20 protein-coding genes are annotated in these 25,110 nt (G+C 67.6%); 5 read left to right on the top strand and 15 right to left on the bottom strand.

Going from position 1 to position 25,110, the window contains the following annotated elements:
- Positions 1-231: 231 nt before the first annotated feature.
- Positions 232-1,971: a dynamin family protein gene (locus tag AB4Z47_RS11560; RefSeq protein ID WP_441950186.1), complete on the bottom strand. Its 1,740-nt coding sequence runs from the start codon at positions 1,969-1,971 to the stop codon at positions 232-234.
- Between the two features lie 67 nt (positions 1,972-2,038).
- Positions 2,039-5,752 (bottom strand): hypothetical protein, encoded by a 3,714-nt coding sequence (locus AB4Z47_RS11555; protein ID WP_441950184.1) that lies wholly within the window; start codon positions 5,750-5,752, stop codon positions 2,039-2,041.
- Positions 5,753-6,676: 924 nt separating this feature from the next.
- Here AB4Z47_RS11555 and AB4Z47_RS11550 point away from each other — a divergent pair.
- Together AB4Z47_RS11550 and thiO are read left to right on the top strand one after the other, a co-directional pair.
- Positions 6,677-7,465, top strand: a complete 789-nt coding sequence (locus AB4Z47_RS11550) for a glucose 1-dehydrogenase (protein ID WP_441950183.1) — start codon at positions 6,677-6,679, stop codon at positions 7,463-7,465.
- The gene (thiO, locus tag AB4Z47_RS11545) at positions 7,462-8,688 is read left to right on the top strand and encodes a glycine oxidase ThiO (RefSeq protein ID WP_441950181.1); all 1,227 of its coding nucleotides are present in this window, start codon (positions 7,462-7,464) and stop codon (positions 8,686-8,688) included. Before AB4Z47_RS11550 ends, thiO begins: the two co-directional genes overlap by 4 nt.
- Here thiO and AB4Z47_RS11540 read toward each other — a convergent pair.
- Positions 8,610-9,692: an FAD-dependent oxidoreductase gene (locus tag AB4Z47_RS11540; RefSeq protein WP_441950179.1), complete on the bottom strand. Its 1,083-nt coding sequence runs from the start codon at positions 9,690-9,692 to the stop codon at positions 8,610-8,612. The genes thiO and AB4Z47_RS11540 overlap by 79 nt on opposite strands.
- 22 nt (positions 9,693-9,714) lie before the next feature.
- On the opposite strand from AB4Z47_RS11540, the gene AB4Z47_RS11535 reads away from it, so the two are divergent.
- Positions 9,715-11,100, top strand: a complete 1,386-nt coding sequence (locus AB4Z47_RS11535; protein ID WP_441950177.1) for an FAD-binding oxidoreductase — start codon at positions 9,715-9,717, stop codon at positions 11,098-11,100.
- 42 nt (positions 11,101-11,142) lie between these two features.
- Here AB4Z47_RS11535 and AB4Z47_RS11530 read toward each other — a convergent pair whose 3' ends face one another.
- Positions 11,143-11,916 (bottom strand): class I SAM-dependent methyltransferase, encoded by a 774-nt coding sequence (locus tag AB4Z47_RS11530; RefSeq protein WP_441950175.1) that lies wholly within the window; start codon positions 11,914-11,916, stop codon positions 11,143-11,145.
- A 244-nt stretch (positions 11,917-12,160) separates the two neighbouring features.
- A complete protein-coding gene (locus AB4Z47_RS11525) occupies positions 12,161-12,823 on the bottom strand; it encodes a hypothetical protein (RefSeq protein ID WP_441950174.1) in 663 nt (220 codons plus the stop codon).
- Between the two features lie 568 nt (positions 12,824-13,391).
- Here AB4Z47_RS11525 and AB4Z47_RS11520 point away from each other — a divergent pair.
- A complete protein-coding gene (locus AB4Z47_RS11520) occupies positions 13,392-13,898 on the top strand; it encodes a DUF3558 domain-containing protein (protein ID WP_441950172.1) in 507 nt (168 codons plus the stop codon).
- Positions 13,899-14,042: 144 nt separating this feature from the next.
- On the opposite strand, the gene AB4Z47_RS11515 is transcribed toward AB4Z47_RS11520, so the two are convergent.
- The 6 genes from AB4Z47_RS11515 to AB4Z47_RS11490 form a co-directional block, all read right to left on the bottom strand.
- Complete coding sequence (locus AB4Z47_RS11515; protein WP_441950171.1) at positions 14,043-15,065, bottom strand: hypothetical protein; 1,023 nt, start codon at positions 15,063-15,065, stop codon at positions 14,043-14,045.
- 45 nt (positions 15,066-15,110) lie between these two features.
- Positions 15,111-15,629, bottom strand: a complete 519-nt coding sequence (locus tag AB4Z47_RS11510) for a hypothetical protein (RefSeq protein ID WP_441950170.1) — start codon at positions 15,627-15,629, stop codon at positions 15,111-15,113.
- Between the two features lie 37 nt (positions 15,630-15,666).
- A complete protein-coding gene (locus AB4Z47_RS11505) occupies positions 15,667-16,434 on the bottom strand; it encodes an alpha/beta hydrolase (protein WP_441950207.1) in 768 nt (255 codons plus the stop codon).
- A 43-nt stretch (positions 16,435-16,477) separates the two neighbouring features.
- Complete coding sequence (pheT, locus tag AB4Z47_RS11500) at positions 16,478-19,006, bottom strand: phenylalanine--tRNA ligase subunit beta (RefSeq protein ID WP_441950169.1); 2,529 nt, start codon at positions 19,004-19,006, stop codon at positions 16,478-16,480.
- 33 nt (positions 19,007-19,039) lie between these two features.
- Positions 19,040-20,101 carry a phenylalanine--tRNA ligase subunit alpha gene (pheS, locus tag AB4Z47_RS11495; protein WP_441950168.1) on the bottom strand — a complete coding sequence of 354 codons (1,062 nt, stop codon included), beginning with the start codon at positions 20,099-20,101 and terminating at the stop codon, positions 19,040-19,042.
- Between the two features lie 364 nt (positions 20,102-20,465).
- Complete coding sequence (locus AB4Z47_RS11490; protein ID WP_441950167.1) at positions 20,466-21,893, bottom strand: DHA2 family efflux MFS transporter permease subunit; 1,428 nt, start codon at positions 21,891-21,893, stop codon at positions 20,466-20,468.
- Between the two features lie 104 nt (positions 21,894-21,997).
- On the opposite strand from AB4Z47_RS11490, the gene AB4Z47_RS11485 reads away from it, so the two are divergent.
- A complete protein-coding gene (locus AB4Z47_RS11485) occupies positions 21,998-22,576 on the top strand; it encodes a TetR/AcrR family transcriptional regulator (RefSeq protein ID WP_441950165.1) in 579 nt (192 codons plus the stop codon).
- A gap of 174 nt (positions 22,577-22,750) precedes the next feature.
- On the opposite strand, the gene AB4Z47_RS11480 is transcribed toward AB4Z47_RS11485, so the two are convergent.
- The 4 genes from AB4Z47_RS11480 to infC all read right to left on the bottom strand — a co-directional run bounded on the left by AB4Z47_RS11480 (position 22,751) and on the right by infC (position 25,012).
- On the bottom strand, positions 22,751-23,554 hold the full coding sequence (locus AB4Z47_RS11480) for a TrmH family RNA methyltransferase (RefSeq protein WP_441950164.1): 804 nt from the start codon (positions 23,552-23,554) through the stop codon (positions 22,751-22,753).
- Between the two features lie 43 nt (positions 23,555-23,597).
- Positions 23,598-23,978, bottom strand: coding sequence for a 50S ribosomal protein L20 (gene rplT, locus AB4Z47_RS11475; protein ID WP_327114805.1), 381 nt, complete (start codon positions 23,976-23,978; stop codon positions 23,598-23,600).
- A gap of 112 nt (positions 23,979-24,090) precedes the next feature.
- Entirely contained in the window at positions 24,091-24,285 is a 195-nt protein-coding gene (gene rpmI / locus AB4Z47_RS11470; RefSeq protein WP_327114804.1) for a 50S ribosomal protein L35, read from the bottom strand.
- Between the two features lie 58 nt (positions 24,286-24,343).
- Positions 24,344-25,012, bottom strand: coding sequence for a translation initiation factor IF-3 (gene infC, locus AB4Z47_RS11465; protein ID WP_441950205.1), 669 nt, complete (start codon positions 25,010-25,012; stop codon positions 24,344-24,346).
- Between the last annotated feature and the right edge of the window lie 98 nt (positions 25,013-25,110).

Here is a 25,110-nt window from a genome sequence, read left to right as displayed (position 1 = left end):
GGCCTTCCTCGTCTCCGCAGCCTTGGCGCTGATCGTGATCGTCATGGCAGTGCTGCTGCCGAGCCGGGCCGTCATCCCGGAACAAGCCGACAAGCCCGAGACCACGGCCCCCGAGCTGGTCAAGGGCTGAACGGGATTCGGCACGACAAGCCCGGTGGGTTGCTACAGTGCGGCGCGATTTCGGGTGCGATGTCTGCCCATTCCGGGCAGTTTACGACGGTGCGGAGTGACCTAGCCGGCGGGCGCCGCTTCCAGCAGGCCAGTGGCGCGAACGCGGATGCGCTGCAGGCGTTCCAGGTCCGCGGCGATCGTGGACAGCTGGTCGCGGCGGTCGGCCTCGTGACGGTCGACGGTGTGAGCCGCCGCGGCGATGGCGTCGTTTGCCTTCTGACTGTGGGCATCCGCGACATCGGTGAAGTGATCGCGAAGCGTGCGCTGCACCTCGCGCAGCCGTTGCTTGGACTCTTTACCGACCTGGAGGGAAACCTCGTCCATCAGCTTGCCGACGGCGATCTTCGCTTCCAGCTGGCGGCGCTGCTTCACCGATTTGAAGTCCTCCCACACTGTGTGCCCGCCCAGCATCACACCGGCGATGATCGACCACGGGTTCACCAAAGCCAAGCCGGCCAGCGTGGTGGCCACGCCGATCATGAGCACGCCGCTGTAGGAGCCGCGCAGCGCGTTCACCGCCCGCTGCGCCACCGAGCCTTTGGCGCTGTCGAGTTCCTCCAGCTGCCCGTAGCCGCCGAGCACCGACTGGGTGTCGGCGATGCGGATGCGCGGCACCGCGTGCCGCTCTTCGTCGGCGAACTTCACCGCCACGGTGTTCGCCAGCTCTATCGAAAGGCGTTGCGCCAGCTGGAAGTTCTCACCCACCTCGGTAGCGACGCGGTCATCCAGCCAGGTGCCGAACCGCGCCCAGCGTTTGGCCGGATCCGATTTCGCGATGTCCTGCTCGGCCTCGCGGATCAGCGCGCGCAGCCGGATACGGAGATCGTGCTCGACGGCCACGTTCAGTTCGGTGACCCCGTCGCCGAGCGCGTACTGCCAGTTGGAGGTCCGCTTGCCCAGCGCCTCGGCGGCCTGGCGGGCGTGCTCCAGATGCGCGCGGGCCGCCATGCCCAGCTGGGGGTCCTGCAGCCGGGACAACTTCGAATTCAGCGCCAGGGTCGCCTGATCCGACACCACCCGGACATCGTGGATCACCGACTCCCGGGCCACCACGTCGGCGCGGGCCAGCAGATAGTCACGGATGTAGTCGACCAGCTGCGGGATGCCGGATTCGACGATTCCATCCGCGTTGTCGCCCCGGTGTCCGGACCGGTGCAGGTCGGTGGACACCGGCAATAGCGGCAGGTCCAAGCCCGCCTCGGTGAGCAGCTTCCGGTTGGCCTTCTGCACGTCGCCCCACCGCGGGTTGGTGTCGATCTTGTTGATCACGCCGGTCACCACCGGGCACACGTGGTGGATCCGCTGCAGATAGCGGATCTCTGCGGGACTGTACTCGTGCGCGGCGTCGGACACGAACAGCACCGCGTCGGCGGTCCCGAGCAAGTCCAGGATCGCCGTCGCGGAGCTGGACTCGATTCCGGTGAGACCGGGGGTGTCGACCAGGATCACACCGTCGGCGAGCAGTTGCGCCGGCGCGGTCACCGTCAGCTGGCCGCCGCGCCGGGCGACCGTGCGGAACGCCTCACCGTGCTCGATCACCGCCGGTGCCTGCGTGCGTTGCCCGACCGGGCACACATCCGCGGCCACCAGGGCGTTGACGATCGAGCTGAGCCCCTTGCCGGATTCTCCGGTCACGACGATGCGCAGGTGGTTGTCGCGGATGCGGCGGCGGGCCGTGGTCAGCCGCCGGGCCAGGTCGGCGCGGCCGACGGTCTCCGTCACCGACTGCAGTTCAGTGAGGATTTCGGTCATCGAGGTGATCGCGTCGGACACTTCGGCGACCCGGGTAGGCGTGCTCACGGTGAAAGAAGTACCTCTCTGGGGCTTCGGACCCCGCCGGATCGCGGCATGTGCGGGACCGGGCGATTCAGTGCTGGAGGAGGGTGGCGTCGTGGCTCGCGTCGGTGGTCGGGTGGACCGTCGACTCGGTGCCGGACGTCAGTCCACTGGACAGGGGGCTCGAGTGCGAATCGGTCAGCCCGCTGTGGTCGGTGGTACTGCTCGTGCCTGCGGTGACATCGGTGTGGGTGGCCGTGGTCGCCGCAGGGTGGCCGGTGTCGGTCGAGCTGGTCACATCGCTGTGGGTAGCGGCCGACCCCGACGTGCTCGCGCCGGTCGAGGCCGACGTGCCTGCCGACGGCGCACTCGCCGCGGTGGTCGGCGCGGTCGCACCCGACCCGCTGTGCGAAGTGTCGCTACTGGTGCCTGTCGAACTCGACGAGGGCGCCGAGGTCGACGCGGTGCTGCCGGACTGCATTTGGGTCACGTTGTCGCTGGTGTGCGAGCTCACGTTGCCGCCGGCGCTGCCGCCCAGATCCGCCTTCGGGGCTGCACCGGAGCTGCTCGGCGTGCCGGTGCTGTCGCTCGTGGTTGGAGCGGTGGAGTGTGTGGTCTCCGTGGGCCCTGTGGTCGCCGTCGAACCCGAAGTCGCGCCCGGGCCGGTGGTGGCCGAGTGCGAGCCGTCCGTGGCGGCGGTCGCCGTGGTCTGGGTGGTGGCCGTGACCTGGGTGGTGGCAGTGGGAATTGTGGCGCCGGTGGTTGCCGAGCCGGTGCCGGTGGAACCGGTGGTCGACGTGTGCGAAGTGCCGGTGGTCGAGGCGCTGATCGTCGCGGCCGCCCGGGCATCGGTGCTGGTCGCCTGCGACACCGTGGACGCCAGCGAGGTGCCGGCGGCGTTCGACGCCGACGCCGCCACCGGGGTCGCCACCACCGGCTGCACCGCCGACGCGTCGGCGGCCACCGTGGCGACGGTGGCCGCGGTGTGCGCCACGGCCGGGCCGGTGGACTGACCCAGAGACGACTGGGTCAGCGAGGTGCTGCCGGTCGCGCCGAGATTCGCCGCCGAGTTGGTCGCCACGTTCGACGAGAAGCCAGCGTTCTGCGCCGCACTGTTCGCAGTCGCGGCGGTGCCCGCGGTGCTCTGCGAGAAGCTCGCGCGGATGTCGGCCGATGGGGCATTGCCGGTACCCGCGGACGGCGCGTTGCCGCCGATGGCCGACGCAGGCCGGGAATCGCCGAGCTGACCGCCGCCCTGGGACGAACCATGACGAATGTCCTGGTCGTCGCCCCGGTTGTCGCCACCGTGCAAGCCGGACCGGTTGTCCCGATCGCCGTTGTGTCCGCCGCGATCCTGGTCGCCGAAGCCGGACCTGCCGCGGTCGAAATCACCGTCGGCATGGCCTCCGACACCCGGGCTCATACCGGCGTGCCCGTGGAAACCGGGCCGGCCGCCGTCGAAATCACCGTCGGCATGGCCTCCGGCACCCGGGTGCGCACCGGCGTGCCCGCCGAAGCCGAGCACCGCATCAGTGCCGAACTGGCCGACGCCGGCGTGCGCGTGCCCGAAATCCGCGACCGGCGCCCTGCCGGGCTCCCCGGAACCGAGCTGCCCGCCGGCATTTCCACCGAATCCGGCACCACCGTGGTGACCATCTCGGAATCCCGGACCGAAACCAGCACCGTCATGGTGGAGGCTGCTGTGGTCGGAGCCGTTCAACCCGATGCCCTCGCGGTGGCCATCATCGTGAAGACCGCCGCGGTCGGACCCGTCGAACCCGATGCCCTCGCGGTGGCCATCATCGTGAAGACCGCCGCGGTCGGACCCATCGAACCCGATGCCCTCGCGGTGGATGCCGAAGCCTGGACCGCGGTGGCTCGCGTCGCCGAAACCGGGGTGGTAGTGAGAGTCGCCGAAGGCACCCGGCGAACCAGGGCCCTCGGCGCCGATCCCGCCGCCGACGTTCACGCCGAACTCGAAGTCGACGTCGCCCATGTCGACACCGACTTCGACGCCCATCGCGCCGCCGACCGGGACGCCCGGCGCGCCGTCGGCGGACACGCTGTCCTGGACGACGCTGGTCTCCACGGTCGCTGAGAACGCAGGCGCCCCTGGTCCGAGCACCGCGCTGACCGAGTGCACGTCGTCCTGCTCCACCCTGGTCTCTACAAGGGAGCCGTTCCCGCCGCCGAGTGGGGTGGAGGCGCCGCCGGTGAACCGGATGCTGTCCTCGGTGACCCGGTGCTCATCCACGGTCTGGAGGCTTGGTCCGAACCCGGTCAGCGAGGTATCGGTCTCATGCACCGTGTCGGACTCCGAGTGCGATTCGTCCACCGACTCGTAGGCCGAGCCGAATGGGGTGTTCACCGCATGGGTGACCAGCTGGTCGTCGGTCTCGGTGTGCGAGGCGTCGACGGTCTCCTGGCCGAATCCGAAGAGCCCGGTCTCCTGCGAGACGTGCAGGTTGTCCGACTCGGTGTGGGACTGCTCCACGGCGTTGAAACCGCCGCCGTACGGGGTGTTCACCGCGTGGGTGACCAGTTGGTCGTCTGTCTCGCTATGTGCGAAGTCGATGGTCTGCGAGCCGCCGGACATGCCGGTCTCGCGGTTCACGTGCAGACTGTCATCCTCGGTGTGGGTGCGGTCCACGACATCCGAGGCGGAGTCGAAGGGGGTATTGACCACGTCGACGGCGTGGTAGCCGTCGGACTCGTGGTGGTCCGCGTCGATACTTTCGGAGCTGCCGAACAAGCCGGTCTGCTCCGAGACGTGCACGTTGTCCGACTCGGTGTGTGACTGGTCAACAGCCTCGAAGCCTGCGGCCAACGGGGCATCGACTACGTGGACCGCCTGCTGGTCGTCGGCCTCGTTGTGCGACGCATCGACATTCTCGTAGCCGGTACCGAACCAGCCGTCGCCTCGATCGACGTGCAGGTTGTCATCCTCGGTGTGGGTGCGGTCCACGGTCTCCGAGGCCGAGGCGAACGGAGTGCTCACGGCATTCACGGCGTGGTAGTGGTCGGCCTCGTGGTGGCTGGCCTCGACGGTCTCGGAGCCGCCGAACGGGCTGCGCTCCTCGGCGACATGCCGTGCGTCGGAGTCGGTGTGGAAGGCATCCACCGAATGCTGCGCCGAGCCGAACAGTCCGGTGATGGAGTGGCTGCTGTGCTGGGTGTCGGTCTCCTGGTGCGAATCGTCGACGTTCTCGTAGCCGGTGCCGAACCAGCTGTTTACGGTCGCGATGTGGCGGCTGTCATCCTCGATGTGTGTGATCTCTGAGTCGGAAAGGTCGGAGCCGAACGGGGTCACCGAACGGGCCAGGTGAACGCCGTCGTCGGCCATATGGGTCTGCGTGTCGGATTCGAAGGCGCTGCCGAACGGGGTGACGACGCCGGATTCCGCGGCGCTGTGGTCGGCGACATGGTCGCTGCGGTCGGCCGAGAATTCGGTGCCGAATGGGGTGGCGGCGTTGGCGACGGCCGCGCTGTGGTCCGCGACGTGGGTGCGCTCGCCGGCCTCGAACGCCGGTCCGAACCGGATCTGTGCCACGGCCAGGTCGGCGTTCTGTTCGCTTACGCGCACTTCCTCCGCGCCCACGGAACCGTCGCCGATCGGCGCTGACGTGGCACCGACGGCGATGCCGCCGGCTTGCTCACCGACGCCGAATTCGGCCTGATCGTGCGCCCAGGCGCCGGTCTCGGCGGGGGTGTCGCCATGCGGGCGGTCGGGAGTCGGACGACCATTCGCCCGTCCGTTGCCGAAGCCGAAGACGGTCTCTTCGCCGAAATTGGTGCCGAACGCCATGAGAGAACTGCCTTTTCTGATCTTGATCGCCGCTATTGCCGATAACCGTCCTGCTCGCCGGTTCAGCCAGCGAATTTACAGAATTCGAGCTGATGGCTCGATCAGAGCAAGCTGTGAATCAGCCGTGAATTCATTCCCGGAACAAGGAGTGCTGACCGAGACGCCAGCCGAAAGGCCCTGCAACAGCAACCTCTCCGGTGACCGACAATTATCGAATCAGCGAGTTGCCCGAATGCGGACAGCGGATCAGATGTCTTTGCCGACTGGATGTTACGCCGATCTGTAAAGCTTCGAGTAGCCCGCGTGATCGGGTGAAAAGCGGTTCGTATCCTGCCACGCCCTCGTGCTCGACGGCTCCACCCCGAGGACAAAGGCGGCGGTACCGGCTTCGCCGGGGGCGTGTGTGGTGGACGGTACGTCCGATGACCGCGCAGGCTCGCGTCGCTGGGCAAGCAAGTCGACCGAGGCCGCCCGGTCGATTGCGCGAGACCACCGCGAAGCAGCCGACGATTGGTGTCGGCGGCTACGAGAATCCGACGGAGGCGCTACGGAGGGTCGCAGGGCCTCAGCGGTGCAGGCCCTCACCCTGTGTGCACACGCACCGCTCTCAGGGCTTCCGAAACCGAATCCGCGAGGGGGAGTTGGAGTTACGTCAACCGAATCCGCATATTGCGTCCCGCGGAGGTTGATCACGGCCGACGAGCAGCATCTTCTCGCTAATGGGAATGCATGCGCCAGCCGGGGGAAGTAGATTTCACTGTCAACTTCGGCGACAACCGTTGGTTCAGGAATGGCGCAATCGTTTGAAACAGAACCTTATATCGAGACCGTCTACGGAAATTTCACCCGCGAATCCCCAACTGTGCGGACCGATGAAAGCCATTGGTCCATCGCCTCGGCGTCTCCGTCGAAACAAGGCCCGACATGAACCCGCCGTCGACTGATCCGGCGCCGCACGCGTCGATGCGTGACCGGACCGCGCTGGTCACGGGCGCGGGCGCGGGTATCGGTCGAGCCTGTGCGATTGCCCTGGCCGCGGCGGGCGCGGCCGTTGTCGTCACCGATGTGGACCGGGATTCCGCCGAGCATGTCGCGGAATACATTCGGACGACAGGCGCCGAAGCCGTGGCGGTCCGTGCGGATGTCCGCCGGCCGGACGACGTGGCCGAGGCGGTCGATTTCACCGCACGGACATTCGGGCGACTGGACTGCGCGGTGAACAATGCCGGTATCACCTGTGCACCCGCCGATACCGCGGACTCGAGTGGTGCCGATCTGGAACGGCTGTGGACGGTCAACGTCACCGGGCTGTGGCAGTGCATGCAGCGGGAACTGGAGTCGATGCTGGCCGGAGGCGGCGGCACCATCGTCAACCAGTCCTCGGCCTTGGGCATGGTCGGGATTCGCGGGTCCGCGGCCTATGCCGCCAGCAAACACGCCATTCTGGGTCTGACCAGGTCGGCCGCCCTGGAGTACATCGGCCGCGGAATACGGATCAACGCCGTATGCGCCGGGCCGGTGCGCACCGGCATGCTCGATCGCTTCCTCGGTGACGACCCGGACGCCGCGGCAGGACTGCGTGCCGCGACTCCCATCGGGCGGTTCGCTGAACCCGGCGAGGTCGCCCAAGCGGTGCTGTGGCTGTGCTCGCCGCTGTCGTCGTATGTGGTGGGTCACGGATTGGTGGTAGACGGCGGATGGACGGCGCAATGAACCCCGATGTGGTCGTCATCGGCGCCGGAGCTGTCGGTCTGGCGGTGGCACATCGGCTGGCCGGTGCGGGATCCGCGGTCACGGTCGTGGATGCGGGCGAGCCCGGCCGGAAGGCGTCATGGGCTGCTTCCGGCTCGTTGTCCCTGATCCTCCCGCAGGCGGCACCGAAGCCACTGCGGGCGCTCGCCGCGGCCAGTTGGGCGTTGTGGCCGGACTTCGCCGCGCAGGTGGAGCAGCATTCCGGGATGGACGTCCAAGTGCGCCGAAGCGGTTTGGTGCGGTTGGTCCTGTCCCAGTCGAGCGAGGCCGCCACCGAGGAGAGCAGAGCATGGCTGAGCACCCATGGTCAGCCATGCGAATGGATAGATCGGCACGGGATCGCCGCGCTCACACCAGTGGCGACCGACCGAGCGGACCGGGCCCTGTATCAACCGGATGTGTGGCAGGTGCGCCCGCCGCGCTTGATGAAGGCATTGGTCGACGCCGCACGGCGCAGCGACCGCATCACCGTTCGCCCGTTCGATCCGGTGGCCCGGCTGCTCGTCGGCAAGGGGCGGGTCACTGGTGTCCGGCTCGCCACCGGTGCGGACATCTACGCTCGGGAGGTAGTCGTCTGCGCCGGCGCCTGGGCTGGTCAGCTATTGGACCCACTCGCGTCCAGCATGGTCACTGTGCGCCCGATTCGTGGGCAGTTGCTCTGCGTGACAATGCCTTTCGATGTGGGTGCCGGTGCGGGCGCGATGTTGCTCGGGGAGGGCAACCACTACCTCATTCCCCGGGCGGACGGCCGCTGGGTGGTCGGTTCGACGTTCGAGGACGTCGGCTTCGACGAACGCGTCACCGCTGGTGGACTGCACGAAATCATCGACGGCGCACTTGCTTTCGCGCCGAGGCTCGCGCGAGCACCGATCGTGGCGCACTGGGCTGGGCTGCGACCGTCCACTCCGGACGGCGTTCCCTATCTGGGCAGGCCGCCCGGTCTCGACGGTCTTGTGGTGGCGGCGGGGCATTTTCGCGACGGCCTCCTGCTCACCCCGGTGACCGCCGAGATCGTCACCACGATGATCCACGGCGCTGATGCGCCGGTCGACCTGTCCGACACTGCGATCGGCCGGTCCGTACCCCACGCCGACGTCCCGGTGGCTCAGTCCGGGTCCGACACGGTGAGTGCGCCGGTCGCATACGAGGTGCGGCCGTCGAGCAGTACGTCGGCCACTGCTTGACCGATTACGGGAGCGAATTTGAACCCCATGCCGGAACACGCGCAGACTGCGGTGGCGCTGTGGGTGATCCGGGCGAGCGTCAACGCACCGCCGGCGGTGTGGGTGTACCGGCACACCCGCGAGCGGACGGCAGGTGACGAGGAGACCCCGGACATCCGTGCGCGCAACGCGGCGATGTCCGCGGTAACGACGTCCGGCGGAACAACGGCGTCGGCGGATCGAGGATCGACCAGCATTCCGGTGGAGAAGCGACCGAATTTCACGGCTTGGCCCGCCACGGCGGGAAACACCCCGAACGGCGTCGGATCGCGGTCGAAGATCACGAACGGCTCCGGGGCCGGAACGGGGTCGTCGAGCCAGTGCATCACGGCCTGTTCCACGGTCAGTTTCGGCATTGCGCGCAGACCCGACACCGCGGCCCACGCGCCGGTCGCCAGCACCAGTAGATCCGGCTCCACGATCTCGTCGGCGACGCGTACCCGCAGTGGTCCCTCGGTATCCGACCCGACCGAATCCGGTTGTGCTTCAATGCCGAATCGCAGTGTCGCCCCGTGCTCGACGGCCCGTGCCCGCAGTGCATCGACGCAGTCTTCCGCCAGCAGGATTCCCGCATGCGGCTCGTACCACCCCGACTCATCGGCTTCGATCCGCATACCGGGAAGCATCCGGCGCAGTTCCGCGGGGTGCAGCATTCGGTGCCCCGCGGCATCGCCGGGCATCGTCCCCACCGTCACACCGCCGGTGCGCACGAACAACCGGCGACCGGCATCGTGTTCCAGTCGCGACCACTGCGCGGCAGCGTCCCGCACCGCGGCAGTCAAGGCCGGGCGGTCAGGATGCTCTCGTAGCAGCCGGGAACCGCCGAACGAGGCTCCCCTCCCGCCAAGCGTGGAGTCCTGTTCCACACCGAGCACCGACAGCCCACGCCGCGCCAACGCATCGGCGCAGGCACTGCCCATCACCCCCAGCCCGACCACCAATACCTGACAGCGATATGTGCGCATCCATCCTCCTGGGAGCATGACAATGGCCGATGAGCCCACTCGTCTCCGAGCCCGCCTCGGCACCCGATTCCGCGGCGACATCATCGATCGTGACCAGCCCGACTACGAACGGGTACGCCGGGTCTGGAACGGAATGATCGATAGGAACCCCCTGCTCGTACTCCGCCCCGCGGATATCGCGTCCGTGCAGGCCGCGGTCCGGCTCGCCGGAGAGCTCGAGCGACCGCTGGCCGTTCGGGGTGGCGGACACAATGTCGCAGGCACCGGCACCTGCGACGACGAACTCGTACTGGACCTGAGCCTGCTCGGCGGGTTGCGGGTCGATCCGCAGCGGCGAATCGTGCGCGCCCCGGGCGGTTCGACCTGGGCGCCGGTCGATCAGGCGACCCAGGTACACGGACTCGCCACGGTCGGCGGCATGGTCTCCACGACCGGTGTCGGCGGGTTGACCCTCGGGGGCGGTGTCGGCTGGCTCATGCGCAGCTATGGCCTCACCTGCGACAACCTCGTCTCGGTCGACCTGGTGACGGCGGCCGGTGACCTGATCACGGCCTCCGACGAGACGCACCCCGATCTGCTGTGGGCGCTGCGCGGCGGTGGCGGCAACTTCGGCGTCGTCACCCACTTCACGTATCGGTTGCACCCGGTCGGCACGGTCGTCGGTGGATTTGTCATGTATTCCCTCGATCGAGCCGCCGAGGTGCTCCGACGCTATGCCGGCTACTGCGAGCGGTGCCCGGACACCGTCACCACGCTCGTCGTGCTGACCACCGCCCCCGACCAGCCGTTCGTTCCCGAGCGGTTGCGCGGAAGGCCGGTGCTGCTCGTCGCGGTATGCGACATCACCGCGGAGGCCGGCACCGGTGACCTGCTGGCAGCGCTGGGAGCTCCGGATCTGAACCTCACCGCCGCCATGCCCTACTGTGACCTGCAGTCGATGCAGGACCCGACAGCGCCGCACGGCTCGCGCAACTATTGGAAGTCCGGATATCTGCCCGGGCTCACCGGCCAACTGATCGACCTGCTCGTCGACTTCGCTGCCCGTGCACCGTCGCCGATGACCCAGATCCACGTGCATCAGATGGGCGGTGCGGTCGTACGGGTAGCCGGCGATGCTACCGCCGTGTCCTTTCGTGATGCGCCCTACATGATCAATATCGTGGGAATGTGGAACGACGTCGATTCAGATGCCGTCAACCTCGAGTGGCTGGCCGACTGCTGGCGACGTGTCGAGCCGCAGATCGCGGGAGCGTATTCCAACTTCCTCGCCGAAGGGGAGACCGACCGTGTCCCCGACGCCTACTCCGCCGAAGTCTGGAAAAGGCTGCGCGACATCAAAAGCGCATGGGATCCACGCAATATGTTCCGATACAACCACAACATTCCACCGCACGCCGACCACCCATGACAACCGGCCGGGTCGCCCGCCGGAACGGGCGCAGGGCAGGCTCTATTTCCGGCAGTCCACGATCGCGATATGCGGGTTGTCGAGGTAGCTCTGCCAGAATTCGGGTGGACCAGCGTCCGCGTCGGTAGGCGGGACCAGTGGAACCCACTGTACCGAACGGAATCCGCAATCGAACAACACCCGCTCGTAGGTTTCTCGTGACCAGAAGACGTTCGTGATGACGAACGAGGGATCGGTATTGATCTCGATGGTGATTTCGTCACCGTCCCGCGGGTTTCGCGGAAGGGTCACCGCGATTCCGTATTTCCCGAAATTCCTGGCTGAGCTCCACTTATCGGTCCGGTATCGGGAGTCCCCGACAATCGTCACGAAGCGGCCACCGGATCCGAGATTGGCGAAGACGTTCCGGCACATGCGGGCCAGCTGCGCTTCGTTTGTCGCGAACTGGAGCAGATGCACCGCCGCGACCAGGTCGTATTCACCGATCTTTCCCATCTCGACCACATCCGCGACCAGGTACTCGATACCGCGCGGATGCGCTCGTTCGAGGTCTCGCGCGTGCTCGATCAACGCCGGGTCGAGATCGGCGCCGGTAACCTGAGCCGCACCGAGCGGTGGAAACCGACGCGTGTACACCCCGTCGCCACAGGCCAGGTCGAGCACTGTACATCCGGAAATATCGCCGACCGCGCGGAAGAAGTTTCCAGGTTCGAGATACTTCCGGTACGGGATCTCCGCGGCCAACTCGAACAGTTCCGGCGTGAAGTCGACACCGGCCGTCACCGATTCTTGGTCACCAGGTGCCCAATCGCCCATTTCCGAACCTCGCAATATTGCTGAATGTTTACCGGTCCATGATTGCTGCTGCGCCTGGGTCCCCCATCCCAGCGATGGGAGTTCGGATCTCGCACGAGCGGCGATCGATCGGAGAGAAGTCGAGTCACGCCACGGCTGCACGCGACGGCTCGGATGCCGACGGGTGACGAAGTGTGCGACTACGCGGTTGCCCAGCTCGGCCAGCCGGACGACGTCCTGGTCGTGCGCGCAACAGGATTCCTCGTCACCGGCGCCGATCCAATCCCGCTTCATCACCGCCATGTTTGCCGTGCACACCCCTGCGCGCGCGTGGCAGGTCGACGGTTTGCGGAAGGAGTTCGATTCGCGGCGCCAGCACCGCATAGCGTGCGCCGCAGAACTTCGCCTCGAAATTCCGCATCCAGCCGTGATGGGACAGATTTCCCCAAGCGTCGAAACCTACGATGGAAATGCCACTGCGGTCATAGCTCCCGGAGAGCAGAAAGGTCCAGTACGCCTGGTCCGGAAAAGTGCCGTTCCGAGCCATGAAGGCGGCACAGAAACACAGGTACCGCCGCAGATCGAGGCCGTGGAGACCCTCGTCGTCATATTCACGCTTCGCGTATTTTCCGCTGCTTCCGATGAGCTCCGGTACCTTGGCGGCGGAGGTGACGAACCAATGCGATTCGCTCACCATGACGGTGCGGATCATATTCGCTTCGACATCGAAATTTATATTCGCCTGGATGCCGAACAGCTCGCACAAATCCCGTGCCGACAGCTCGGCAGGCACATAGACGAGCAGTTCGTCGCTGGATTCGAGTTCGGCAATCTCCGCATCGGTGAACGGGCAAGGCGCGATCTCGTCCGGCCGCTTGTCGCCGAACATCCCGTCGACGATCTCGTTCAGGTATGCTTCTCGGTCCACGTGTCGGGCGCCTTCCTCATCGGCTACGGCATTGCATTCGAGGCAACACGACATCCGCGCGGCAACGCGGGGGGAACACCCAACAGTTGCTTCATCGCACGGATGCTACTTCGGCTCGAGCCATCCGATTTCCCAGTGCGGGGACGGCCGAATGCTGGGACCGTCGGCGCAAACTTCCGTCCGGTATGCCTTTCCCGGTAACGGGTCGGTCATCGGTGCGACCTGCTGACACGCTGGAAGTTGTTGGGCTGCAACGAAAGCGCGGAGTTCGCCCAGCTCGGCGACCAACATGTCCTGCTTTCCCACAACGTGGCGGTCCCGACACGGAGCGGTCATAGTGCTGCCGACGTCAGCCCTGGCAAGATCCGTTCCGAGTACCAGTTGTCGGGCGATCGCGCGGCCGACGGCTCCTGAAGGCAGAATCCGGCTCTGCTTCTGGACTGTGACTGTCGCCGACGGCCATCCATCTTCGCCCCCTGTCAGGCCCGCTACGGGGTCTGATACAGTCCGGCCCGGATACATCGGAGGGCGAGAGGGCGGGATGGCGCACCGAATAACGTTGATCCCCTTGGCGGCAGCACTTGTGCTCGGACTCGCCTCCTGTGGTAACTCGGACGAAGGGTCACCGGCCGCGTCCACGACGCAGGCTGTGCGCACGAGCGGCGCGGCGGCGCAGCTGTTCGATCCGTGCACTGGAATTCCCGACACCGCACTGACCACCGCCGGACTCGACCCGGCGACCAAGCAGGTCGGTGTCGGTGGCGTCAAGCAGCCCGGCTGGGAGATCTGCGGATGGAAGGGCGCCGACTACACCCTCGGCGTGTTCTCCACCAGCGGGACCGTGGCCGAGTTCGAGCGGAGGCCGGGCAACGTCGATTTCCAGGACGTCACGATCGCCGGCCGCACCGGACGCCAGTTCCGGGTGGACGGCGCGGCCAAGGATCAGATGTGCGATGTGCTGTTCCCCGCCGCGCAGGGGCTGCTGCAGCTGACGCTGGTCAACAAGACAAGCGCCGACCCGTGCGCTCGCTTGCAGAGCGCCGGCGAGGCCATCGTCCCGGCACTGCCGAAGTAAACGACAACCCGGCCGATGGCATGGACGGACGAACCCACCCTGGTGCGCGATGACCCTGATGCCCCCGGCCGATCGCGTGGGACCCGGACTAGCCTGCCTGCAACCCTTCGGGGTCGCATCCGGGCGCACTGAACCGGCACGCCGCTACTTGTCGGCGAGGATGCCGAGCACCGCGTCGGAGGTATAGAACGGCGCGAGACGCTCGCGGATCAGCCCGGCCAGGACGCCGTTCTTCTTCGCGCCCTCGATCACCGCCGGCCCGTAGCGCAGAATCTCGTTGACGACGTCGTCGCCGGTGAGCCCGAGTTCGGGCAGCATGCCGGCCACTGTGTAGTCGCCGTACTTGGTGAAGAACACCTCGACGCACTCGTCGACGAGCAAGCCGAAGTACTCCTTCTCGCGGGTGGTGACGGCGATCTCGTAGCAGAGCAGAACCAGCTCGTTGAGGTCCGTCTGACTCAGGTATTCGCGCAGACCGCTGACCGGTTCGTCGGCGTGCAGATCCCAGAACTCCATCGCGGCGTCGTGCACCGGGGCGTCGCGCAGCATCTCGCGGATGGCGTTGTTGGTGCGTTTGAGCGCGAACAGCGCGCCCTTGCCCGCCAGGTCGCCCACGAACGTGCTGTCGGCCACCTTCTTCGCGCGGTTGGCGGCGGACTGGCCCAACGACATGAGCGAGGAGACGCCAGGGATCTTCTCGGCACGCTCCCGGTTGACCTGCATGAAGTCGTTGATCAGCTTGTCGACGAACTTCGAGGCGACGGTGGCCACGAGCGGGCTCTCGGTGAGCCGGTCCAGGATGCGTTCCTGGGCTCGGTGCATACCGAAGATCTTCTCCAGCAGCGCCTCTACCGGCTCGCGCTCGACCACCTGGCCGAGTGTGTAATCGTGGTTGGCGGCGATGTGGTCGTAGACGGAATCGGCGAACACGCCGACCATGTCGGCGAAAACCGGGCTGCCTCCGATCAGATCGATGACGGTCCGAACGGTCTGCTTGGCCTGCTCGACCTCGACGATGTCACGGAAGACCAGGGTGTCGGCGACCTCGAGGACGGATTCCGTGTCGCGCGCGAGCACCTCGGCGAAGCGGTCGCCGGTCACCTCGCCGAGGAGGAATTCCACCTGGGCGTCCAGCAGCCGTTCGGCGATCTCACGCGGCTCGCTCATCGAGTTCCACCCATCACAGTCGTAGTCCGGTGCACCTGGTCCGGATTACGGCTCGTGCGTTTCGATGTCGTTGCCGTGCAACGATTTCCGGATCCGATCCAGGCGCGCACGCGCAGCCTTCTCGCGTGCCTCCCATTGTTCGTCGACGCGGCGGCCGGCCGGGGTCTCCCGGTCGAGTTCGCCCATCCCCTGGGCGGTGCCGAAGCGCTGCTCGACCTTATCGCGAACTGACTCGAAAGTAGGAACGCCGGACGACGAATATCCGCCACCCGAGCCGGGTGCCGGAATACCGGGCGGCGGCACCGGTACGACGGGTACCGCGGAAACGTCTCCGACCTGCCTCGACACGTCCGGCACCGCCGCAGGGCCGTATGCGGCCGCGCTCGGCGTGTCAGGACTCACATCAGCCACGGCTCCCACATCACCTGCCTCGACGAGCCCGAGCAGCGCCGCGTGCGCCGCTTCGAACCCGGAGCGTCCCGCCGTCGCGACCAGCAGAACCCCCGCCAATTCCGCATCGGACAGCGCCGCCAGCCGCCCCGCGATCTCGCTTTTGTCACTCATACCGCCAGGCTACGCAGCCGCGACCACCGCGAACGGTTCACACCCGGAGGAGGGCGCCTGCCCAGTCGCGCACGAGGTCGTACCAGGCCGAGCCACCGACGACGATCAGGTCGTTGTGGCCCGCGCCGGGAAACACGACGAGCTGTTTCGGCTCCCGCGCCGCGGCGTAGAGCCGCTCGGCGTGCCGCAGCGGCAGCAGTTCGTCCTGGTCTCCGTGCATGATCAGCACCGGGGCGCGCAGCGCGCGGATGCGACGCTCGCTCGGATAGGCGTTCGGCACGAGCGGTGCGGGCAGGAACGGATACACCGAGCGGGCCGCGTCGCGGATGCCGGTGAACGTGGACATCAGCATCAATCCGGCCGGGGGATGCTCCTGCGCCAGTTCGAGCACGACACCGCCGCCGAGTGACTTCCCCAGATACAGCACCCGATCCGGGTCGACACCGGGTTGTGCCAGCATGGCCTTGCGCGCAGCGCGGGCGTCGAGGTAAGTGCCGTGCTCGGTGGGCCTGCCGGTGCTGCGTCCGTAACCGCGGTAATCGAAGGCCAGCACGTCGAATCCGGCCTCGGTGAGCAGCGCGAAGATCGGCACCCGGTCGCCGATGTTGCCCGCGTTGCCGTGCGCGAACAGGATGTGTCCGATCGAATTTCGCGCGGGCATCCACCAGGCATGCAGGGTCTCCCCGTCCGCCGTGCGCGGGGACAGCTCGGTGTAATCCATGCCGAGCACGGCCGGCGTCTGCAGCACCGTCCGCTCCGGCAGGTAGGTCAGCGCGTTGAGGATCGGACTGGCCGGATGTCGCATGCCCACGTTCTTCCTCCCTGTCGGCGCTCCGCAGCGGTGCGAATCAGCCGCGCAGGACCGCACCGACGGCATCGAACGCCGCGGTGACGGCCGCGTCACGCGCCGCACTGGCCTCGTCCTCGGTGAGTGTCCGGTCGGTGGCACGGAAGCGCAGCGCGTAGGTGAGCGACTTGCGTCCCTCGCCAGCCTGGGCGCCCTCGTACACGTCGAACAGCGCGATGTCCTCCAACAGTTCGCCGCCGCCGGTGCGCAACGCGGATTCGACCGACGCCGCGGAGATCGTCTTCTCGACACTCACCGAAACGTCCTGCAGCACCGCGGGGAACGGGGACACCGTCGGGACCGGCCGGGATTCCCGCAAGGGAAGCGCGTCCACATCGAGTTCGACAGCACACGTGCGCGGCGGCAGTCCGGAACGCTCCAGCACGGCGGGGTGTAGTTCGCCCGCGTAACCGACGACGGTTCCCTCGACCACAAGCTCGGCGCAGCGACCAGGGTGCCACGGCAGATAGGCCGCGGCGCGGCGTTCGATGGTCACGCCCGCCGCGTCGGCGACAGCGTCGGCGAGAGCGAACGCATCGGCGGCTTCGGCCGGGCGGCCTTCGCCCCACGGCCCGCGCGGCTCGCGGCGGCCGGTCAGGACGGCCGCCACGTGCACCGGCTGAGCGGGCAGCGAATCGAGCAGTTCGGCGATCTCGTCGTCGGTCGGACGCCGATCCACCGGCAGCGCCTCGACCGGCCTTGTGTTCGGTCCGGGCAGCACGACCTGAGCGATGCCGTAGACGGCGAGGTCACGGGCACCACGCGAAATGTTGCGCGCGGCCACCTCGAGCAGACCGGGCAGCAAGGTGGTGGCCAGCTCGGCACGCTCGACGTCCAGCGGGTTCACCACCCGGGTGGTGGCGCGCCGCGGGTCGTCGACGTCCAGACCCCAGGTTTCGAACACCCCGGCGGGCAGGAACACCGGCGCCGGCACCTCCACGCAGCCCGCGAAAGCCAGCGCGCGGCTGACCGCGCGGCGGCGGCGCTGCGCCGGGGTGAGACCACGGCCGGCCGGCGCGGTCGGCAGCACGGACGGGATCTGTTCGAGCCCCTCCAGCCGCAACACCTCTTCCACCAGGTCGGCGGGCTGGGCCAGGTCGGGGCGCCAGCTCGGCGGCGTGACCACCAGCTGGCCGTGCCCGGAGTCGCTGACGCCGACCTCGACGAGGCAGCCGATCTGGGCCAGGCGACGCGCCGAGGTCCCGGTCGGGTAGATGACGCCCGCGACGCGGTCGGCCAGGTCGATGTCGATGCGGATCGGCCCAACCGCCTGCACCGTGGGGCGTATATCGGTGAGCACGGATTCGACTGTGCCACCGGTGATTTCGGCGAGAAGTGTGGCGGCTCGGTCGAGCGCGGCGACGTTGATCTCGGGATCGACCACCCGCTCGTAGCGCTTGCCCGCCTCGGACACCAGCTTGTGCCTGCGCGCGGTCCGGTAGACCAGCAGCGGATTCCAGGTGGCCGCCTCCAGCAGAATGTCGGTGCTCTCGGCGCCGACCTCGGTGCTCGCGCCACCCATCACGCCGGCCAAGGAGACGACGCCGGAATCGTCGGCGATCACTACATCCTCGGCATCGAGCACCCGCTGCACATCGTCCAGGGTGCGCAGCGTCTCGCCCCGGTTCGCGGTGCGGACCACCAGCCCGCCCGATACCTTCTCGGCATCGAAGGCGTGCAGTGGCTGACCGAGCTCGAGCATCACGTAGTTGGTCACGTCGACCGCGGGCGAGATCGGGCGCACGCCCGACAGCAGCAGCCTGCGCTGCAACCACCAGGGGCTGACCGCCTTCGGGTCGATGCCGGTGACCCGGCGAGCCGCGAAACGGGTGCACTGGGAGCTCGGCTCGACCCGGATCGGCCAGGCCTCCTGTTCGTCGTCGGCCAGCGTTCGCACGGCCGGGTCGGCGTACTCGAGATCGAAACCGCAGGCCAGTTCGCGGGCCAGACCGCGCACCGAGAAGCAGTAGCCGCGGTCGGGGGTGATGTTCAGCTCGATGACCGTGTCGTCGAGGCCGAGCAGCTCGTTGGCGTCGGTACCCGGCTCCGCGGTGCCCGGCTCCAGCACCAGAATGCCGGAATGGTCCTTGCCGATACCGAGTTCGGCGACCGAGCAGATCATGCCGTTCGAGACGTGGCCGTAGGTCTTGCGCGAGGCGATGCGGAACCCGCCGGGCAGCACACCACCCGGCAGGACAACGACCACGAGGTCGCCGACCTCGAAGTTCCGTGCGCCGCAGACGATCTCCTGCAGCTCGGGAACGCCGATGTCGACCCTGCAGAATCGGATCGGCTTCTTGAACTCCGTGAGCTCGGTGATCTCCGCGACCCGCCCGACCACCAACAGCCGCGCGGTGTCCGGTCCCTCCCCGTTCCCCACCGGGTCACCGGTGACCCGCTCGAGCTTGTCGACCTCTTCGACCTCCAGCCCCACCCGGACGAACCCCGCGTCGAGCTCTTCCGGCGGCACCGACCAGTCGGGGTTGGTGCGCTGGAGGATGTCGGTCAGCCAGGACTGCGCTACTCGCACTTGACGTTTCGCTCTCTCGATCGAAGGGTGAGGTCAGGACCGGATACCGAAGGGCAGCGTGAAACGCACGTCCCCTTCGACGATGTCCCGCATGTCCGGGATGCCGTTGCGGAACTGCAGGGTCCGCTCCATGCCCATACCGAACGCGAACCCGCTGTACACCTCGGGATCGATCCCGCTGGCGATCAGCACCTTCGGGTTCACCATGCCGCAGCCGCCCCATTCGACCCAGCCCGCGCCGCCCTTCTTGTCCGGGAACCACACGTCGACCTCGGCGGAGGGCTCGGTGAACGGAAAATAATTGGGGCGCATGCGCGTACGGGTGTCCGGACCGAACAGCGCCCTGGCGAAGGCGTCCAGGGTCCCGCGCAGGTGCGCCATGGTCAGGCCCCTGTCCACCGCCAGACCCTCGACCTGGGAGAACACCGGCGTGTGCGTGGCATCCAACTCGTCGGTACGGAAGGTGCGGCCCGGGCAGACCACGTAGATCGGCAGCTCGCGTTCCAGCATGGAGCGCACTTGCACCGGGGAGGTGTGCGTGCGCAGCACCTGGCGCGAACCCTCCGGCGCGATGTGGAAGGTATCCTGCATCGTCCGGGCTGGGTGGTCGGGCAGGAAGTTCAGCGCGTCGAAGTTGAAGTGCTCGGTCTCCACCTCGGGACCCTCGGCGACCTCCCAGCCCATCGCGACGAACACGTCGGCGATCTGCTCGGAGATGACCGTGATCGGGTGCCTGGCGCCGACCGGCGTACGACGGGCGGGGAGCGTCACGTCGATGGCCTCGGCGACCAGCACGGCGGCGTCGCGCTCGGCGAGCAGCGTGGCACGGCGCGCCTCGAACGCCTCGGACACCCGGCCGCGCGCGATGTTCACTCGCTTGCCCGCGTCGGCCTTCGCCGATTTCGGCAGACTGCCCAGCGCACGCTGCGCCAAGGCAAGCGGTGCCCGGCCGCCGAGATGCTCGGTTTTCGCGACCGCGAGCGCATCCAGATCGCCGGCAGCGGCAAACGCCTTCTCGGCGGCCGCCGCGGCCGCGGCCAGTGCCTCCTCGGTCAGCGCCGCGTTCTGCTCGCCTGCGTCGATGTCGTCGGCCACGATGCTCCGTCTCTCCCCTGGGGATCGGTTCGCGGGCACAGCTGATTGCCTACCCACATTGCTGCTGGTCGAATCGTATTCGATGCCTCCCGGACACTTCACGCGGATTCCCCCGCTGTCACGGACCAAATGGTCTGTCAGCTCGCCGCGGATCCGGTTCTCGCCCTCGAAACGCGCTGATGACGCGCCTCGCCGCTACGGAAGACTGGTCTCGTTACGACGAGAGTGACCGGACAGTGGGACGTTCCGGCCACCTCCGCAACCGCGCTCGTGTACCCATTTCCGACACGACGCACCGCTCGGTGTCATCAACGCTACTGTGCGCCCTCCCCCGAAGCAGCGGAAAGGACGCACAGATCGGCGGTCAGTCCGCCGCGACCACCCGACGCGGCAGCAGCAGCGACGCCAGCGCCCCCACCGCCACGATCGCCGCGCCGACCCATACCGCGGGCACCAGCCCAGCTACGTAGCTCTTCGGGCCGAGGTAGGAACCATAGGAGGCGAATACCGAGGCCAGCACCGCGACACCCATCGCCACGCCCACCTCGCGGACGGTGTTGTTGGTGCCCGAGGCCATGGCCCGGTCCTCTGGTGCGGCGCTGGTCATCACGATCGTGGACGCGGGCGCGAAGGTCAGGCCCATACCCACACCCGCGAGCAGGAACGGCGCGACGAATGCTCCATAGCCGATGTCCACCGATGTGATCGCCGCTATCCAGGCCAGCGCCGCGGCGAGCAATCCCTGACCCGTGCTGATCAACGTGCGCGCGCCGACCCGGTCGACCAGCAGGCCCGCGATCGGCGCCACGAGCATGGGAGCCATCGTCCACGGCATCGTGCGCACGCCCGATTCCAGCGGGCTGTAGCCCTGCACCACCTGGAAGTACTGCGCGAGCAGGAAGATCGAACCGAACACCCCGACCGAGAAGGCGAAGCCCACGACGTTGCTCACGCTGAATGCCCGGGAACGGAACAGCCGCAGCGGCAGCATCGGCTCCGGCGTACGCAGTTCCCAACCGATCAGGCAGCCCAGCAGTGCGGCGCCGCCGATCAGCGCGGACAGCACACCCGCCGAGGTCCAGCCGTCGTCGGCGCCGTGGATCACGCCCCACACCACCGCGAGAACGCCGCCCGCCGACAGCAGCAGACCGACCGGGTCGAGGCGCCGGCTGCCACCGTGCGACTCGGCGAGCACCCGCGCGGCGAAGGGCAGCACTGCGAGACCGACAGGCACGTTCAGCCAGAAGATCCAGTGCCAGCTCAGCCCGTCCACCACGGCGCCGCCGATGAGGGGACCGAGCGCGACGCCGAGACCGGCGATACCGCCCCAGATGCCGATGGCAGCGTTGCGCATCCGCTCCGGAACAGCCGTCGAGAGCAGCGTCAGCGACAGCGGCATCACGGCCGCCGCGCCGAAGCCCTGAATCGCCCGTGCGGCGATCAGCATGCCCGGTCCGGTGGCCAGTGCACAGGCCGCGGACGCCAGCGTGAACAGTGCGATGCCCGCAAGAAAGACCCGGCGCCTGCCGAGCCGGTCACCGACGGCCGACGCGGTGAGCAGCAGCGAGGCGAAGGACAACGTGTAGGCGTTCACGAACCACTGCAGGTCGGTCAATGCGGCGCCCAGCTCGGTGCGGATCACCGGCAGCGCGTTCGTCACGACCAGGTTGTCCAGCGTGACCATGAACATCGGGATACCGACGGCGACCAGCACGGCGGCGAGCGAGCGCCCGCCGATAGCAACCGCGGGTGCGGCGGCAGGTGCCGCCGCAGATTGAAATGTCTCGGTCATGTCCAGTCCTTGTTGTAATCGACTGATAACTAACTGCCCGAAGAGTATGCATTGACTGATAACATGTCAAGATTCGCACGAACCAGAGGAGACGGAGCACCCCGATGGCGCATTCGACCAGAACCAGGATGACCGCCACCGAACGCGGCGAGCAGGTGCTGCGCGCGGCCATAGACGCCTTCGCCGAGTCCGGTTACGCGGCCACGAAGACCGACGAGATCGCCCGGCGCGCAGGCGTTTCGCAGCCGTACGTGATCCGGCTCTTCGGCAGCAAACAGCAGCTGTTCCGCGCAGCGCTGCACCGGGTGTGTGACCGGATCGAGGAGATCTTCCGTTCGGCGCGCGCAGAGGCAGGCCCTGGTGTGAGTTCCGAGGAAGCGCTGCGCGCGCTCGCCAACGGCTACTCGGTGTTCCTGGCCGAGCGAGAACTGCTCCAACTGCTGCTGCATGGGTTCTCGGCCAGCGCGGACCCCGCCATCGGCGACCATGTCCGTACGCGTTTCGGCCAGATCTACACCCTGGTCCGCGAACTGAGCGGCGCGCCGACATCCGAGGTGCGCCGGTTCCTGGCCTCCGGGATGCTGCTCACGGTGATGAGCGCGATGCGTGTCGCGGGACCGGACGCGGTGCCTGCCGCGTGGGCGGCGGAGATTTTGGCGGATCTGAGCGCCAACGGCGATTGAGCAGGCGCGGGCCGTCACGCGATCGAGTCGGTCAACGGCGCTCGAGTAGAGCTGCCGGTTTCGCAATCGGGCGGATCTGCCCGTTGAAAGCTATCGACCAGGCGCGCGGCTGTCTTGCTATCGGGCCGGACGCACGCACGTGCTGGTCCGCGCCGATCCGAGGGACCCGCGACCTCAGGAATCGGCGCGGTAGCGGACGCGGGAGTTCGCGTAGAGGCAGATCGCCGCGGCAGTGGCCAAATTCAGGCTCTCGGCACGGCCTCGAATAGGGATGCGGACGCGATGGTCGGCGCGACGCGCGACGGCGGGGTCGAGGCCGTGCGCCTCGTTGCCGAACAGCCAGGCGACAGGTTCGATGAACAGCTCGTCGGCGTCGTCCAGGTCGACTTCGCCGTTGGCGGCGGTCGCGAGGATCGTGATGCCAGCGGCCGCAAGCGCATCCACCGTCTCACCGACGTCTCTGTGCCGTGCGATCGGCACGTGGAAAATGCTGCCCGCGCTCGCACGCACGCATTTTCCGTTGTGCGGGTCGACACTGTCTCCCGCCAGCACCACTCCGTCGGCACCGACCGAATCGGCGACCCGGACGAGTGTTCCGGCATTGCCCGGCTCTGCCATTTCGACGGGAACGGCCAACATCCGCGGGCCCCGCTCGAGTATTCGCGCCAGCGGCACGTCGATAAGGTCGCAGACCGCGACCAGTCCCGGAGCAGTGACGGTTTCGCCGAGATGCTGCGCTGCGCGGTCGCCCACCAGCGTGCTGCGCACCCCCGCGGCGGCCGCGCCGGCGATCAGCTCGTGCTCACGCTCGGCGGCGGCCATCGAGTAGAACAGCTCATGCACTCGCCCGGCGCTCAGCGCCGCGGCAACGGCGTTGGCTCCCTCGGCGAGGAATCGGCCTTCCTTCCTGCGCTGCGCGCTGCGCTGCAGCTTGACAGCGGAAACGACCCGCGGATTGCGCTCGCTGAGCGCCTCCACGGGTCGTTCCGAGGGTCGTCCTTGTGTCAACAGATTCCGCGACTCAGGCAGCCGGGGCGTTGACGTCCTGCGGGAGAGCGGCCTTGGCGATCGCGACGAGACCGGCGAACGCCTCGGCGTCCGACACCGCGAGCTCGGCGAGAATCTTGCGGTCCACCTCGACACCGGCGGCCTTCAAGCCCTGGATGAAGCGGTTGTAGGTGATGTCGTTGATCCGCGCCGCGGCGTTGATTCGGGCGATCCACAGCTTACGGAAGTCACCCTTGCGCGCCCGGCGGTCCCGGTAGGCGTAGGCGAGCGAGTGCAGCTGCTGCTCCTTGGCCTTGCGGTACAGCCGCGAACGCTGGCCGCGGTAACCCTTGGAGGCCTCAAGGATGGAACGGCGCTTCTTCTGAGCGTTGACGGCCCTTTTGACGCGTGCCACTGGTCAGTCCTGTTCGATCTGGGGGCGCGGGCGGCGCCCGAAATTGGTCGGGGGTGGCGCCGGAGAATCTCCGGTCGCGGTGTGCTGGTAGCTAGCCTGCGCAGTGGCGCAATCAGATAGCGAGCAGCTTCTTCACGCGACGGACGTCGGCAGCCGCGACGACCTCCGTGCCGTCCAGACGACGAGTCCGGCGGGTGGGCTTGTGCTCGAACAGGTGGCGACGGTTCGCCTGCTGGCGAAGCAGCTTGCCTTTACCGGACACCTTGAATCGCTTCGAGGCGCCGCTGTGGCTCTTCATCTTCGGCATGGATTCCTCTATCTGTCGTTCCGGCGGCCCTCGCGGACCGCCGGTGTTCTGATCGGTGTTACTGCGGAGGTGCTGCCGCCTCGGCCTGCTCCGCGGCCGGCTCACCGGCCGGTGCGGCGCTGGGCGCCGGGCGCGGGGCCGACTCCTGCTGCGCCTTCACCCGCGTCTTCGCACCCTTGTGGGGGGCGAGGACCATGGTCATGTTGCGACCGTCCTGCTTGGCCGAGGTCTCTACGAAACCCAGCTCGGCAACGTCGGAGGCCAGCCGCTGCAGCAGCCGAAACCCGAGCTCGGGGCGGGACTGCTCGCGACCCCGGAACATGATCGTCACCTTGACCTTCGACCCCGCCTCGAGGAAGCGGACCACATTCCGCTTCTTCGTCTCGTAGTCGTGGTCATCGATCTTCGGGCGGAGCTTCTGCTCCTTGATCACGGTCTGCTGCTGGTTCTTCCGAGACTCACGCGCCTTCTGCGCCGTCTCGTACTTGAATTTGCCGTAATCCATGATCTTGCAGACCGGCGGACGGGCATCCGGGGCCACCTCGACCAAGTCGAGGTCGGCTTCGAGGGCGACGCGTAGTGCATCTTCAACACGCACGATCCCAACCTGCTCGCCGCCAGGTCCGATGAGACGGACTTCGGGAACACGGATGCGATCGTTGATGCGGGTCTCAGTGCTGATGGGGCCTCCTAGGTCAAGCGGTGTCGTCGGACGACCGCACGCAATAACTGCAACCCCTGTTCAACACAAAGGCCCCGGTGCGGTATTCCGCACGGGGCCCGGTGTCGACCGATCGCCGACCGCGAATATTCGGGTCGACCCTT

This window comes from Nocardia sp. 2TAF39, assembly GCF_052114905.1.
Classification (GTDB): domain Bacteria; phylum Actinomycetota; class Actinomycetes; order Mycobacteriales; family Mycobacteriaceae; genus Nocardia.
This window is presented reverse-complemented; position numbering and strand designations above follow the sequence as displayed.

Bases quoted from the DNA above. Each gene is read 5' to 3' on its own strand.
- AB4Z47_RS11485 (WP_441950165.1), top strand. From the start codon at position 21,998: ATGGCGCATTCGACCAGAACCAGGATGACCGCCACCGAACGCGGCGAG.
- thiO (WP_441950181.1), top strand. From the start codon at position 7,462: ATGAACCCCGATGTGGTCGTCATCGGCGCCGGAGCTGTCGGTCTGGCG.
- AB4Z47_RS11535 (WP_441950177.1), top strand. From the start codon at position 9,715: ATGGCCGATGAGCCCACTCGTCTCCGAGCCCGCCTCGGCACCCGATTC.
- AB4Z47_RS11540 (WP_441950179.1), bottom strand. From the start codon at position 9,692: ATGCGCACATATCGCTGTCAGGTATTGGTGGTCGGGCTGGGGGTGATG.
- AB4Z47_RS11490 (WP_441950167.1), bottom strand. From the start codon at position 21,893: ATGACCGAGACATTTCAATCTGCGGCGGCACCTGCCGCCGCACCCGCG.
- AB4Z47_RS11530 (WP_441950175.1), bottom strand. From the start codon at position 11,916: ATGGGCGATTGGGCACCTGGTGACCAAGAATCGGTGACGGCCGGTGTC.
- AB4Z47_RS11515 (WP_441950171.1), bottom strand. From the start codon at position 15,065: ATGAGCGAGCCGCGTGAGATCGCCGAACGGCTGCTGGACGCCCAGGTG.
- AB4Z47_RS11550 (WP_441950183.1), top strand. From the start codon at position 6,677: ATGAACCCGCCGTCGACTGATCCGGCGCCGCACGCGTCGATGCGTGAC.
- AB4Z47_RS11555 (WP_441950184.1), bottom strand. From the start codon at position 5,752: ATGGCGTTCGGCACCAATTTCGGCGAAGAGACCGTCTTCGGCTTCGGC.
- AB4Z47_RS11505 (WP_441950207.1), bottom strand. From the start codon at position 16,434: ATGCGACATCCGGCCAGTCCGATCCTCAACGCGCTGACCTACCTGCCG.
- AB4Z47_RS11510 (WP_441950170.1), bottom strand. From the start codon at position 15,629: ATGAGTGACAAAAGCGAGATCGCGGGGCGGCTGGCGGCGCTGTCCGAT.
- rpmI (WP_327114804.1), bottom strand. From the start codon at position 24,285: ATGCCGAAGATGAAGAGCCACAGCGGCGCCTCGAAGCGATTCAAGGTG.